Source organism: Streptomyces sp. NPDC052773 (assembly GCF_044547145.1).
Taxonomy (GTDB): Bacteria; Actinomycetota; Actinomycetes; order Streptomycetales; family Streptomycetaceae; genus Streptomyces.
In genome coordinates, this window is record NZ_JBITZX010000008.1 from 155238 (window position 1) to 169004 (window position 13767).

Here is a 13767-nt window from a genome sequence, read left to right on the forward strand (position 1 = left end):
CGCCATGTGCGTAATGTGGGCCAGGCCCTAGTATCGCCCATACCTAACAGGTATACATGGCCTCTGACCCGGGCGAGGGTGCCCGTGGCCGGTGTACAGGGAGGAACCTATGCGGTGGATGAGTGCCGCGGGTAGGGGCCTTCTCGTTCTCGTGGTCCTGCTGACCGGTTACGTCGCCTCCGGCGCCCAGGCGGGCCAGGCGCGCGACGACGGCGGGCGCGGCCCGCTCACCCTGGCCACCGCGGGCGACCTCACCGGCTATCTCGGCCCCCTGCTGGAGGGCTGGAACCGCGCCCACCCCGGGGAGCGGGTGACCCTCGTCGAGCTGCCCGACTCGGCCGACGAGACCCGCGCCCAGATGGCCACCGACCTGCGCGCGGGCGGTCGCGGCCGGTTCGACGTCCTCAACATCGACGTCAACTGGACGTCCGAGTTCGCCGCGGCGGGCTGGATACGCCCGCTGCCCCGCGACCGCTTCGACCTGGACGCCTTCCTGCGGCCGGTGGTCGGCACCGCGACCTACGACGGGCGGCTGTACGCCGTCCCGTACGTCACCAACGCCGGCCTGCTGCTCTACCGCAAGGACGTCCTCGCCGCGGAGGGCGTCCCCCCGCCGCGCACCTGGGCCGAGCTGGAGCGGTACGCGAAGACCCTCGCGCCGAAGCACGGGCTCGACGGCTACGCCGGGCAGTTCCTGCCCTACGAGGGCCTGACCGTGAACGCGGCCGAGGCCGTCTACTCGGCGGGCGGCACGATCCTCGGCGACGAGGGCGCACGCGTCACCGTGGACTCCGCGGCGGCCCGCGAGGGCATCGGCTTCCTCGCGCGCGGGGTGCGCGACGGCTGGATACCGAAGGCGGCGCTCGCGTACAAGGAGGAGGAGTCCAAGCAGGCCTTCCAGGACGGCCGGCTGCTCTTCCTGCGCAACTGGCCGTACGCCTACGTCGCCGCCTCCGCCGAGGGCTCCCGGGTCGCCGGGAAGGTCGGCGCCGTACCGCTGCCCGGCCCCGACGGGCCGGGGACCAGCGTTCTCGGCGGCTCCAACCTGGCCGTGAGCAGCCATGCCCGGCATCCCGACACCGCCGCGCGCCTGATCGCGTACCTCACCGGCGAGCCCGTGCAGCGCCAGGTCCTCACCCGAGGCGCGCTGCCGCCCGTACGGGCCGCGCTCTACGACGATCCCGGGCTGATCCGCGCCTACCCGTATCTGCCGACCCTGCGCGAGAGCGTGCTGCGGGCCGCGCCGCGCCCCAAGAGCCCGCACTACGACCAGGTCAGCCTGGTGGTGCAGGCGGCCGTGCAGGACGCGATGACCGGGCGGCAGACGCCCGAGGCGGCGGTGCGCCGACTGGCGCGCGAGCTGGCGGCCATCTCCAGTCGATAGTTACCTGTTAGGTAACGCGGATATCTCAACTGGCGTCAGTCTGTCCCATTTACTCCTGCTTTGTCGCCCCAACTGGCCAGTATCCTGCGTTCTTTTCGTTGACACGCTTACGACACGCCTACCTAACATGCATGCATGTTGAGTAAGCGCCACTGGTGGCGGGACGCCGTGATCTACCAGGTGTACGTCCGCAGCTTTCTGGACAGCACCGGTGACGGAGTCGGCGATCTCGCCGGCGTCCGGGCGGGACTGCCGTATCTGAAGAAGCTCGGCGTCGACGGGATCTGGTTGAGCCCCTTCTACCCCTCGCCGCAGCACGACCACGGCTACGACGTGGCCGACTACTGCGACGTCGACCCGCTCTTCGGCGACCTCGCCGAGTTCGACGAGCTGGTGCGGGCCGCCCGGCGGCTCGGCATCAAGGTGCTGCTCGACATCGTCCCCAACCACTGCTCCAGCGCGCACCCGTGGTTCCGCGAGGCGCTCGCCTCGCCGCCCGGCAGCGCGGCCCGCGCCCGCTTCCACTTCGCCGACGGCCGCGGCCCCGACGGCAGCGAGCCACCCAACAACTGGCACGCCATGTTCGGCGGCCCGGCCTGGACCCGGGTCGAGGACGGCCAGTGGTACCTGCACATGTTCACGCCCGAGCAGCCCGACTGGAACTGGCGCAACCCCGAGATCCGCGCCGAGTTCGACCGGATCCTGCGCTTCTGGCTCGACCGGGGCGTCGACGGCTTCCGCATCGACGTCGCCGCCGGCCTCTTCAAGCACCCCGAACTGCCCGACTCCGACGACCCCGAGGCCGACGCCCGCACCCGCGACTCGGTCAACCCGCTCGCCTGGAACCAGCCCGAGGTGCACGACGTATGGCGCCACTGGCGGGCGGTCTGCGAGGAGTACGCCGCCCGCGACGGCCGCGAACGCCTCCTCGTCGGCGAGGTCTCCGTGCCCACCGCCCGCGAACACGCCCTCTACGTCCGCCCCGACGAACTCCACCAGGCCTTCTTCTTCGACCTGCTCGGCGCGCCCTGGGACCCCGACGCCTTCCGCAAGGTGATCTCCGAGGCCATGGCGGACATCGCCGGCACCGGCTCCACCGTCACCTGGGTCCTCAACAACCACGACCAGGTCCGCACCGTCACCCGCTACGGCGAACCCACCCCGCATGGCAGCGGCCTCGGCGCCGCCCGCGCCCGCGCCGCCGCGCTGCTCATGCTGGCGCTGCCCGGCGCGGCGTACATCTACCAGGGCGAGGAGCTGGGCCTGCCCGAGGTCGTCGACCTGCCCGACGACGTGCTCACCGACCCGATCTTCCGCCGCACCGGCAGCCGCGCCCGGATCCGCGACGGCTGCCGCGTGCCGCTGCCGTGGTCCGGACAGGCCTCGCCGTTCGGCTTCACCTCCGGCGCCGAGACCGCCAAGCCGTGGCTGCCGCAGCCCGAGTGGTTCGCCGAGTACGCCACCGACCGCGCCCTCGCCGACACCCGCTCCTTCTGGCACCTGTACCGCGACGGCCTGCAACTGCGCGCCGCCCTGCCCCAGCTCGGCGAGGGCACCCTGCGCTGGCTGGACACCCCGCCCGGCGTCCTGGCCTTCGTCCGCGGCGACGACCTCGTCTGCGCCGTGAACTTCGGTACGGCACCCGTGCCCGCGCCGGTCCCCGGCACCCCGCTGCTGTCCAGCGGCCCCTGCCCGCCCGGCGAGCTGCCCGGCTCGACGGCGGCCTGGTGGATCAGCGACCTCCCGATCTCTCCTGAGGCCCCGGTCGCCTCCTGAGACCCGGTCGCCCCCCGAGACCCCGGTCTCCCCCCGAGACCCCGGTCTTCTCCCGACCCCCCGGGTCTCCCCCGAGACCCCCCGTCTCCTCCCGAGACAACCTGCGAAGGGACATCGACGATGATGCGACGACGTACCACCCTGCTCACCACCTGTACCGCCCTCGCGCTGGCCCTCGGCGCGACCGCCTGCGGCGGCGGCCCCGTCACGGCCGGCGGCGGCGACCAGGCGCTGAGCGGCCAGACCGTCACCGTGGCCGGTGTCTGGTCCGGCACCGAGCAGAAGAACTTCCAGAAGGTGCTGGACGCCTTCACCGAGAAGACCGGCGCCAAGACCCAGTTCGTGTCCACCGGCGACAACGTCTCCACCGTCGTCGGCAGCAAGATCGAGGGCGGCAACGCCCCCGACGTCGTGATGGTCCCTCAGGTCGGCGTGCTCCAGCAGTTCGCCGAGCAGGGCTGGCTCACGCCGCTGTCGGAGAAGACCGAGAAGGCCGTCGACGCAGGCTTCGCCCCCGTGTGGAAGAAGTACGGCAGCGTCGACGGCAAGCTCTACGGCCTCTACTTCAAGGCCGCCCACAAGTCGACCGTCTGGTACAGCCCCGACGCCCTCGCCCAGGCGGGCGTCAAGCCGCCGAAGACGTACGACGAGATGCTGAAGGCCGGGCGGACCGTCTCCGACTCCGGGCTCGCCGCCTTCTCGGTCGCCGGACAGGACGGCTGGACCCTCACCGACTGGTTCGAGAACGTCTACCTCTCCCAGGCCGGACCCGAGAAGTACGACGCCCTCGCCGCGCACGAGCTGAAGTGGACCGACGCGAGCGTCGTGAAGGCCCTGGAGACGCTGGGCAAGCTCTTCAAGGACAAGCAGCTCATCGCGGGCGGCCAGAAGGGCGCCCTCAACACCGACTTCCCCGGCTCGGTGGAGAAGGTGTTCGGCCCGAAGCCCGAGGCCGGCATGGTCTACGAGGGCGACTTCGTCGCCGGCGTCGCCAAGGACCAGTTCGGCAGGTCGATCGGCGAGGACGCGGACTTCTTCCCGTTCCCGGCGGTCGGCGACGGCAAGGCGCCGGTCGTCAGCGGCGGTGACGCGGCCGTCGTCCTGAAGGACGGCAAGAACCAGAAGGCCGCCATGGCGCTCCTGGAGTACCTGGCCACCCCGGAGGCCGCGGCCGTGTGGGCCGAGGCCGGCGGCTTCCTCTCCCCGAACAAGAAGCTCGACCTCGCCTCCTACGGCGACGACGTCACCCGCGCCACCGCCCAGTCCCTCGTCGCCGCCGGGGACTCGGTCCGCTTCGACATGTCCGACCAGGCCCCCGCGGCCTTCGGCGGCACCAAGGGCGCCGGCGAGTGGAAGATCCTCCAGGACTTCCTGCGCGACCCGTCGGACCCGAAGGCCACCGCGGAGCGGCTGGAGGCCGCGGCGGCGAAGGCGTACCGGGGCTGACATGACCGCCACCCTCGTGAAAGAGGCGAGCCCGCCGGCCGCCGCGGTCGCCGACACCCGTCGGCGCCCGCGGCGCCGGGGCCGGATCATCGCCCTGCTGTTCGTCTTCCCCGCGCTGCTCCTGCTGGGCGCCCTCGTCGTCTACCCGGTGCTGTTCTCGATCGGCCGCAGCTTCTTCGACGCCGGCGGGACCCGGTTCGTCGGCGGCGAGAACTACGCCGAGATGTTCCGCGACCCCGCCACCCTCAAGGCCATCCGCAACACGGCCATCTGGGTCGTGGTCGCGCCCACCCTGCTCACCGGCCTCGGCCTGATCCTCGCCGTCCTCGTCGAGAAGATCCGCTGGGCCACCGCGTTCAAGCTGCTGCTCTTCATGCCGATGGCGGTCTCCTTCCTCGCCGCCGGCATCATCTTCCGGCTCGCCTACGACGAGGACCCCGACAAGGGCGTGCTGAACGCGGCCGTGGTCTCCGTCCACGACGCCTTCACCGGCACCTCCTCCTACCCCACGGCCCGCGCCCGCGACGGCCAGGGCCTGACCAAGGAGGCGGACGGGGCCTACCGCACGAGCACCGCCGTGGCACCGGGGGACACGGTGACGCTCGGTTTGGTCGGCGTCCAGCCCAAGGACCTGCCCGGCGGCGCCGAACCCGCCCGCGCCGCGGCCGGCCGCACCGCCGGGCCCGGCGAACTGCGCGGCGTCGTCCACCTGGACTTCACACCCGGCGGGGGAGGGAAGCCGGGCACGGTCGACCCCCGGGAGAGCGGCCTGCCCGAGATGAAGGTCGAGGCGGTGCGCGGCGGAGAGGTGGTGGCCTCGACGACCACGGCGTCCGACGGCTCGTTCCGCTTCGACGGCCTCGCCGACGGCTCGTACACCGTCAAGCTCCCCGCGTCGAACTTCGCCCCGCCCTACGAGGGCGTCTCCTGGCTCGGCCCGGCGCTCGTCACCCCCGCGATCATCGGGGCGTACCTGTGGATCTGGACCGGCTTCGCGATGGTGCTGATCGGCGCGGGCCTGTCCACGCTGCCCCGGGACGCGCTGGAGGCGGCGCGGATGGACGGTGCCAACGAGTGGCAGATCTTCCGCCGCATCACGGTCCCGCTGCTCGCACCCGTGCTCACCGTCGTCTTCGTGACCCTGGTGATCAACGTGATGAAGGTCTTCGACCTCGTCTACATCATCGCGCCCGGCCCGGTTCAGGAGGACGCGACCGTGCTCGCGACGCAGATGTGGCTGGTGTCGTTCGGCGGCGGCAACAACCAGGGCCTCGGCAGCGCGCTGGGCGTCCTGCTCCTGCTGCTGGTCGTCCCGGCGATGGTCTTCAACGTCCGCCGTTTCCGAAGGAGTCAGCGATGAACGCCATCCGGCGCGGGCTGGGCAACGGGCTCGTCCAGGCCTTCCTCGTGGTGACCGGCCTGGTCTGGATGACGCCGCTGGCCGGACTGTTCCTGTCCTCGCTGCGCTCCGCCGAGGACACCGCGAAGGGCGGCTGGTGGACCGTGTTCACCAGCCCCGGGCAGCTGTCCTTCGACAACTACGCGGCGCTGCTGGACAACTCGGGCATCACCCAGGCCTTCTGGAACACGGTCCTGATCTCCGTGCCGACGACGGCCCTGGTCGTCGTCATCGCGGCGCTCGCCGGATACGCCTTCGCCTGGCTGGACTTCCCGCTGCGCGAGCCGCTGTTCCTCCTGGTGGTGGCCCTGCTGGTGGTCCCCGTCCAGATCGGCCTGCTCCCGGTCGCCAAACTCTTCGGCCAGCTCGGCCTGTTCGGCACGATCCCCGGCGTCGTCCTCTTCCACGTCGCCTACGGCCTGCCGTTCGCCGTGTTCCTGCTGCGGAACTACTTCGCGGAGATCCCCAAGGAGATGCTGGAGGCCGCCCGCATGGACGGCGGCAGCGAGTGGCGCATCTTCACCCGCCTCGTCCTGCCCGTCGGCCGGCCGGCCATCGCCAGCCTCGCCATCTTCCAGTTCCTGTGGGTGTGGAACGACATGCTCGTCGCCCTCCTCTTCGCCGACAGCACCGCCCAGCCGCTCACCGTGGAACTCCAGTCCCAGATACGCCAGTTCGGCAGCAACATCGACGTCCTGGCCCCCGGCGCCTTCCTCTCCCTGGTCGTGCCGGTGGCGGTCTTCTTCGCCTTCCAGCGGCACTTCGTGCAGGGCGTGATGGCCGGGTCGGTGAAATAGCCCGGCACGGAAAGGGGCGGCGGAGATCCAGGATCTCCGCCGCCCCTTTCCGTGCCGGCTCCGTTCAGCCGGTCACGGCGTCGCCGGGGGATACAGCGTGCGCGGCAGCGCGGAGGCCGCCGCCGCGTCCAGCAGCCACAGGGTGCGGGAACGGCCCCGGGCGCCCGCCGCCGGGGCCTGGACCTCGCCCGCGCCGGACAGAGCGATCGCCGCGGCCTGCGCCTTGTCCTCGCCGGCCGCCAGCAGCCACACCTCACGGGCCGACCGGATCGCCGGGAGGGTGAGGGTGACCCGCGTCGGCGGGGGCTTGGGCGCGCCGTGGACGCCGACCACCGTGCGCTCGGTCTCGCGCACCGCGGGCAGCTCCGGGAAGAGCGAGGCCACGTGCGTGTCCGGGCCGACACCCAGCATCAGGACGTCGAACGTCGGAACCCCGCCGTGGTTCTCGGGACCGGCCGCCCGGGCCAGCTCCTCGGCGTAGGCGGCGGCCGCCGCGTCCACGTCGGAGCCGTACGGGCCGTCCGAGGCGGGCATCGCGTGCACCCGCTCCGGGTTCAGCGGCACGGAGTCCAGCAGGGCCTCGCGGGCCTGGGTGACATTGCGGTCCGGGTCGCCCTCGGGCAGGAACCGCTCGTCACCCCACCACAGGTCCAGCCGGGACCAGTCGATCGCGTCCCGCGCGGGCGCGGCGGCCAGGGCGGCCAGTACGCCGTTGCCGTTGCGCCCGCCGGTGAGGACCACCGACGCCGAGCCGCGCGAGGCCTGCGCGTCCACGATCTTCGTGATCAGCCGGGCCGCCGCGGCCTGCGCCATCAGCTCCTTGTCGTGGTGCACGACCAGCTGCGGAGTGCTCACTTCGCCGCCGCCTTCTTCACCGGGGCCTTGCGGGTGGCCTTCTTCGCGGGTGCCTTCGCGGCCTCCTCGACGGGCTCCGGGACCGCCACTGGTTCGTCGGTCGCGACCGGGTCGGCCGCGGCCTCCCCGTCCGGCTCCGCATCCTTCGCCGGCTCCTGCCGCTCCGGATCCGCCGCCGCCTCCGGCTGTGCCGCCTTCAGCCGCTCCACACCGAACCGCAGCGCCGACGCGTACGTGTCGTCCGGGTCCAGCCGCCGCAGCTCCTCCGCGATCAGCTCGGCCGTCTCACGCCGCTTCAGCGCCACCGCCCGGGCCGGCTGGCCCTGAATGGACAGGGTCGCCAGCGAGCCGTCGGCACGGTCCAGGACGATCGGGCCGCAGTCGGTGTCCATGCGGACCGCGGTCAGACCGGGGCCGGCCGACACCGAGCGCCGCACCGGCACGCCCAGCCGGTCCGCGAGCCACATCGCCAGCAGCTCGCAGCTCGGGTTGAACTCCTCGCCCTCGACCTCGACGCCCTTCACCTCGCACACGACCTGGTCCAGCGCCGCGGCCAGCATCGAACGCCACGGCGTGATGCGGGTCCACGACAGGTCCGTGTCGCCGGGGGTGTACGTCTCGGCGCGGGCCGTGAGGTCGCGCACCGGGTCCTCGGCCGCGTAGGTGTCGGTCACCCGCCGCTGGGCCAGCGCGCCCAGCGGGTCGTTCGCCGGGTCCAGCGGCGCGTTCACCGGCCACCACACCACCACGGGGGCGTCGGGCAGCAGCAGCGGCAGCACCACCGACTGGGCGTGGTCGACCACGTCGCCGTACAGACGGAGCACCACCGTCTCGCCCGTGCCGGCGTCCGCGCCCACCCGCACCTCGGCGTCCAGGCGGGACTGGGTGCGGTCGCGCGGGGTGCGCGAGACGCGCTTGATGACCACGAGGGTGCGCGAGGGGTGCTCGCGCGAGGCCTCGTTCGCGGCCTTCAGGGCGTCGTACGCGTTCTCCTCGTCCGTGACGATGACCAGCGTGAGCACCATGCCGACGGCGGGGGTGCCGATCGCCCGGCGCCCCTGCACCAGCGCCTTGTTGATCTTGCTGGCGGTGGTGTCCGTGAGGTCTATCTTCATGGCCGGCGCCAGCTCCGTCCGTCTCGCTCGAGCATTTCGTCCGCCTCGACGGGACCCCAGGTACCCGCCGGGTACTGGGCCGGCTTGCCGTGCGTGTCCCAGTACTCCTCGATCGGGTCGAGGATCTTCCAGGACAGCTCGACCTCCTCGGTGCGCGGGAAGAGGTTCGAGTCGCCGAGCAGCACGTCCAGGATCAGCCGTTCGTACGCCTCCGGGCTGGACTCGGTGAAGGACTCGCCGTACGCGAAGTCCATCGACACGTCCCGGATCTCCATCGAGGTGCCCGGGACCTTCGAGCCGAACCGGACCGTCACGCCCTCGTCCGGCTGCACCCGGATCACGATCGCGTTCTGGCCCAGCTCCTCCGTCGCCGTCGTGTCGAAGGGGGAGTGCGGGGCGCGCTGGAAGACGACCGCGATCTCCGTGACCCGGCGGCCGAGCCGCTTGCCGGTGCGCAGGTAGAACGGGACGCCCGCCCAGCGGCGGTTGTCGATGCCCAGCTTGATCGCGGCGTAGGTGTCGGTCTTGGAGTCCGGGTCGATGCCCTCCTCCTCCAGATAGCCGCGCACCTGCGCGCCGCCCTGCCAGCCCGCCGAGTACTGGGCGCGCACGGTGTCGCGGCCCAGGTCCTTCGGCAGCCGCACGGCGCCGAGCACCTTCGTCTTCTCCGCGGCCAGCGCGTCCGCGTCGAAGGAAGCGGGCTCCTCCATCGCGGTGAGCGCGAGCAGCTGGAGCAGGTGGTTCTGGATGACGTCACGGGCGGCGCCGATGCCGTCGTAGTAGCCGGCCCGGCCGCCGATGCCGATGTCCTCGGCCATGGTGATCTGCACATGGTCCACGAAGGACCGGTTCCAGATCGGCTCGAACATCGTGTTGGCGAACCGCAGCGCCAGGATGTTCTGGACGGTCTCCTTGCCCAGGTAGTGGTCGATCCGGAACACCTGGTCCGGGGCGAACACCTCGTGGACGATCGCGTTCAGCTCCTCGGCCGACTTCAGGTCGTGGCCGAACGGCTTCTCGATCACCGCACGCCGCCACGAGCCGCCCGTCTGGTCGGCCAGCCCGTGCTTCTTCAGCTGCTGGATGACCACCGGGAACGAGCGCGGCGGCACGGACAGGTAGAAGGCGAAGTTGCCGCCGGTGCCCTGCGCCTTGTCCAGCTCCTCGATCGTGGCGCGCAGCTTCTCGAACGCCTCGTCGTCGTCGAAGGTGCCCTGGACGAACCGCATGCCCTGGATGAGCTGCTGCCAGACCTCCTCGCGGAAGGGGGTACGGGCGTGCGCCTTGACGGCGTCGTGGACCTCCTGGGCGAAGTCCTCGTGCTGCCACTCGCGGCGGGCGAAGCCGACCAGCGAGAAGCCCGGCGGCAGCAGACCGCGGTTGGCGAGGTCGTACACCGCGGGCATCAGCTTCTTGCGCGACAGATCGCCCGTGACGCCGAAGATGACCAGGCCCGACGGCCCCGCGATACGCGGGAGCCGTCGGTCTGCGGGGTCACGAAGCGGGTTCGCTCCTGTGACAGAGGGAGACAAGGTGTCAGCCCTCCGAGGGGGCGAGGCGCTTCAGCTCGGCCTCGGTCGACGCCAGCAGGTCGTTCCAGGACGCCTCGAACTTCTCGACGCCCTCGTCCTCCAGCAGCTGCACCACGTCGTCGTACGAGATCCCCAGCTTGGCGATCGCGTCGAGGTCGGCGCGGGCCTGCTCGTAGGTGCCGGCGACGGTGTTGCCGGTGATCTGCCCGTGGTCCTCGGTGGCCAGCAGCGTGGCCTCCGGCATGGTGTTCACGGTGTTCGGGGCGACCAGGTCGTCCACGTACAGCGTGTCCTTGTACGCCGGGTCCTTCACACCGGTCGACGCCCACAGCGGACGCTGCTTGTTGGCGCCGGCGCTCTCCAGCTTGCTCCAGCGGTCAGAGGAGAAGACCTCCTCGTACGCCTGGTAGGCGAGCCGGGCGTTGGCGAGGGCGGCCTTGCCGCGCAGCGCCTTGGCCTCGTCGGTGCCGAGCGCGTCCAGCCGCTTGTCGATCTCGGTGTCCACGCGGGACACGAAGAACGACGCCACCGAGTGGATCAGGGAGAGGTCCAGGCCCTTCTCCTTCGCCTTCTCCAGACCGGCGAGGTAGGCGTCCATGACCTCGCGGTAACGCTCCAGCGAGAAGATCAGCGTGACGTTGACGCTGATGCCGTTGCCGATGACCTCGGTGATCGCGGGCAGGCCCGCCTTGGTCGCCGGGATCTTGATCAGCGTGTTGGGGCGGTCCACCAGCCAGGCCAGCTGCTTGGCCTCGGCGACGGTCGCCTTGGTGTTGTGCGCGAGGCGCGGGTCGACCTCGATCGACACCCGGCCGTCCTGCCCGCCGGTCGCGTCGAAGACCGGGCGCAGGATGTCGGCGGCGTCACGGACGTCCGCCGTGGTGATCATGCGGATGGCCTCTTCGACCGTCACCTTGCGCGCGGCGAGGTCGGACAGCTGCTGGTCGTAGCCGTCGCCGCTGCTGATCGCCTTCTGGAAGATGGTCGGGTTGGTGGTGACGCCCACGACGTGCTGCTGGTCGATCAGCTCGGCGAGGTTGCCCGAGGTGATCCGCTTGCGCGACAGGTCGTCCAGCCAGATCGCGACGCCTTCCTCGGAGAGGCGCTTGAGTGCGTCCGTCATGGAAATTGCATCTCCTACGTGTCGTGTATGAGCGTCAGCGCTGGGCGGCGGCGAGCGATTCCCGGGCCACGGCGGCCACGTTCTGAGCGGTGAAGCCGTACTCGCGGAAGAGGACCTTGCCGTCCGCGGACGCGCCGAAGTGCTCCAGCGAAACGATGCGGCCCGCGTCCCCGACGTACTTGTGCCAGGTCAGACCGATACCGGCCTCGACCGCGACACGCGCCTTCACGTGCGGCGGAAGGACGCTGTCCCGGTACCCCTGGTCCTGCTCCTCGAACCACTCCACCGACGGCATCGACACCACGCGGGTCGGCACGCCCTCGGCCTGGAGCGCCTCACGCGCCTCGACGGCCACGTGCACCTCGGAACCGGTCGCGATCAGGATGACCTGCGGCTCGCCACCCTCGGCCTCGAACAGCACATAGCCGCCCTTGGCCGCGCCCTCGTTCGGCTCGAACGTCGGCACGCCCTGACGGGTCAGCGCGAGACCGTGCGGCTGCCCCTTGCCGAACTCCTTGGTGTGGCGCTTGAGGATCTCGCGCCAGGCGATGGCGGTCTCGTTGGCGTCGGCCGGGCGGACCACGTTCAGGCCCGGGATGGCGCGCAGCGAGGCCAGGTGCTCGACCGGCTGGTGGGTCGGGCCGTCCTCGCCGAGGCCGATGGAGTCGTGCGTCCACACGTACGTGACCGGAAGGTGCATCAGGGCCGACAGGCGCACCGCGTTGCGCATGTAGTCGGAGAAGACGAGGAAGGTGCCGCCGTAGACACGGGTGTTGCCGTGCAGCGCGATGCCGTTCATCTCCGCGGCCATGGCGTGCTCGCGGATGCCGAAGTGGATCGTGCGGCCGTAGGGGTTCGCCTCCGGCAGCGGGTTGCCCTCCGGGAGGAACGACGACGTCTTGTCGATGGTCGTGTTGTTCGAACCGGCCAGGTCGGCGGAGCCGCCCCACAGCTCGGGGATGACCTCGCCGAGCGCCTGGAGCACCTTGCCGGACGCGGCACGCGTGGCGACGCCCTTGCCGGGCTCGAAGACCGGGATCTTCTCCTCCCAGCCGGCCGGCAGCTCACCCTTGGCGATGCGGTCGAACTCGGCCGCGCGCTCCGGGTTGTTGTTGCGCCACTCCTGGAAGGACTTCTCCCACTCGGCCTTGGCCTGGCGGCCCCGCTCCAGCGCCTTGCGGGTGTGCTCGATGACCTCGTCGGCGACCTCGAAGGTCTTCTCCGGGTCGAAGCCGAGGACGCGCTTGGTGGCCGCGACCTCCTCGTCGCCCAGCGCCGAGCCGTGCGCGGCCTCGGTGTTCTGCGCGTTCGGGGCCGGCCAGGCGATGATCGAGCGCATGGCGATGAAGGACGGCCTGTCCGTGACCTTCTTGGCCTCCTGGATCGCGGCGTAGATCGCCTTCGGGTCCAGGTCGCCGTTGGCCTGGGGCTCGACGCGCTGGACGTGCCAGCCGTAGGCCTCGTAGCGCTTGACGGTGTCCTCGGAGACGGCCGTCTCGGTGTCGCCCTCGATCGAGATGTGGTTGTCGTCCCACAGCAGGATCAGGTTGCCGAGCTTCTGGTGGCCGGCCAGCGAGGACGCCTCGGCGGAGATGCCCTCCTGGAGGCAGCCGTCACCGGCGATGCAGTAGACGTAGTGGTCGAAGGGGGACTCCCCGGCGGGGGCCTCCGGGTCGAACAGACCGCGCTCGTAGCGGGCGGCCATGGCCATGCCGACGGCGTTGGCGACACCCTGGCCCAGCGGGCCGGTCGTCGTCTCCACGCCCGTCGTGTGGCCGTACTCGGGGTGGCCCGGGGTCTTGGAGCCCCAGGTCCGGAAGGCCTTCAGGTCGTCCAGCTCCAGGCCGAAGCCGGCCAGGTACAGCTGGGTGTACAGGGTCAGGGACGAGTGGCCCGCGGACAGCACGAACCGGTCGCGGGCGACCCAGTCGGCGTCCGCCGGGTCATGCCGCATCACCTTCTGGAAGAGGGTGTAGGCGGCCGGCGCCAGGCTCATCGCCGTACCCGGATGGCCGTTGCCAACCTTCTGTACGGCGTCGGCGGCCAGGACGCGGGCGGTGTCAACGGCCCGCTGGTCCAGCTCGGTCCACTCGAGGTCTGTGGTGGTCGGCTTGGTGCTCACCCTGGGTCAGGGCTCCTCTCCACATGTCGAATGCCGGTGTGGGCGTACACCGACCGCCGGTGCACTCCGCGCCCACCGGCCGCTGTCGAGCCTACCCCCGCAGGAACGTCCATTTTTTCGAGTCATTACAGACTGCCGGGACTCGCGGGGATCCGCCTCCTGACTAGGCCGGACCGGCTTCGCCAAGTGAATACGAGGGTGCTCATCTGACGGCTCAA

At 71.2% G+C, this 13767-nt stretch carries 10 protein-coding genes; 5 read left to right on the forward strand and 5 right to left on the reverse strand.

What is annotated here, in order from left to right; genetic code table 11:
* Positions 1–109 precede the first annotated feature (109 nt).
* The 5 genes from ACIG0D_RS19645 (at position 110) to ACIG0D_RS19665 (ending at position 6802) form a co-directional block, all read left to right on the forward strand.
* On the forward strand, positions 110–1384 hold the full coding sequence (locus tag ACIG0D_RS19645) for an ABC transporter substrate-binding protein (RefSeq protein WP_399802284.1): 1275 nt from the start codon (positions 110–112) through the stop codon (positions 1382–1384).
* A gap of 135 nt (positions 1385–1519) precedes the next feature.
* Entirely contained in the window at positions 1520–3160 is a 1641-nt protein-coding gene (locus tag ACIG0D_RS19650; protein ID WP_399802287.1) for a glycoside hydrolase family 13 protein, read from the forward strand.
* 120 nt (positions 3161–3280) lie between these two features.
* Positions 3281–4606, forward strand: coding sequence for an ABC transporter substrate-binding protein (locus tag ACIG0D_RS19655; protein WP_399802290.1), 1326 nt, complete (start codon positions 3281–3283; stop codon positions 4604–4606).
* Between the two features lies 1 nt (position 4607).
* On the forward strand, positions 4608–5966 hold the full coding sequence (locus tag ACIG0D_RS19660) for an ABC transporter permease subunit (protein WP_399802293.1): 1359 nt from the start codon (positions 4608–4610) through the stop codon (positions 5964–5966).
* Positions 5963–6802, forward strand: a complete 840-nt coding sequence (locus ACIG0D_RS19665) for a carbohydrate ABC transporter permease (RefSeq protein WP_399802296.1) — start codon at positions 5963–5965, stop codon at positions 6800–6802. Before ACIG0D_RS19660 ends, ACIG0D_RS19665 begins: the two co-directional genes overlap by 4 nt.
* Before the next feature lie 72 nt (positions 6803–6874).
* On the opposite strand, the gene pgl is transcribed toward ACIG0D_RS19665, so the two are convergent.
* From pgl to tkt, 5 genes are read right to left on the reverse strand one after another with little or no spacing between them, the layout of a single operon-like run.
* Positions 6875–7657 (reverse strand): 6-phosphogluconolactonase, encoded by a 783-nt coding sequence (pgl, locus tag ACIG0D_RS19670; protein ID WP_399802299.1) that lies wholly within the window; start codon positions 7655–7657, stop codon positions 6875–6877.
* The gene (gene opcA / locus ACIG0D_RS19675; RefSeq protein ID WP_399802302.1) at positions 7654–8772 is read right to left on the reverse strand and encodes a glucose-6-phosphate dehydrogenase assembly protein OpcA; all 1119 of its coding nucleotides are present in this window, start codon (positions 8770–8772) and stop codon (positions 7654–7656) included. Before opcA ends, pgl begins: the two co-directional genes overlap by 4 nt.
* On the reverse strand, positions 8769–10304 hold the full coding sequence (zwf, locus tag ACIG0D_RS19680) for a glucose-6-phosphate dehydrogenase (RefSeq protein ID WP_399802305.1): 1536 nt from the start codon (positions 10302–10304) through the stop codon (positions 8769–8771). Before zwf ends, opcA begins: the two co-directional genes overlap by 4 nt.
* A gap of 4 nt (positions 10305–10308) precedes the next feature.
* Positions 10309–11427 (reverse strand): transaldolase, encoded by a 1119-nt coding sequence (tal, locus tag ACIG0D_RS19685; protein ID WP_399802308.1) that lies wholly within the window; start codon positions 11425–11427, stop codon positions 10309–10311.
* Between the two features lie 34 nt (positions 11428–11461).
* A complete protein-coding gene (gene tkt / locus ACIG0D_RS19690) occupies positions 11462–13549 on the reverse strand; it encodes a transketolase (RefSeq protein ID WP_399802311.1) in 2088 nt (695 codons plus the stop codon).
* Positions 13550–13767: the final 218 nt, after the last annotated feature.

Bases quoted from the DNA above. Each gene is read 5' to 3' on its own strand.
- ACIG0D_RS19645 (WP_399802284.1), top strand. From the start codon at position 110: ATGCGGTGGATGAGTGCCGCGGGTAGGGGCCTTCTCGTTCTCGTGGTC.
- ACIG0D_RS19650 (WP_399802287.1), top strand. From the start codon at position 1,520: ATGTTGAGTAAGCGCCACTGGTGGCGGGACGCCGTGATCTACCAGGTG.
- ACIG0D_RS19655 (WP_399802290.1), top strand. From the start codon at position 3,281: ATGATGCGACGACGTACCACCCTGCTCACCACCTGTACCGCCCTCGCG.
- ACIG0D_RS19660 (WP_399802293.1), top strand. From the start codon at position 4,608: ATGACCGCCACCCTCGTGAAAGAGGCGAGCCCGCCGGCCGCCGCGGTC.
- ACIG0D_RS19665 (WP_399802296.1), top strand. From the start codon at position 5,963: ATGAACGCCATCCGGCGCGGGCTGGGCAACGGGCTCGTCCAGGCCTTC.
- opcA (WP_399802302.1), bottom strand. From the start codon at position 8,772: ATGAAGATAGACCTCACGGACACCACCGCCAGCAAGATCAACAAGGCG.
- tal (WP_399802308.1), bottom strand. From the start codon at position 11,427: ATGACGGACGCACTCAAGCGCCTCTCCGAGGAAGGCGTCGCGATCTGG.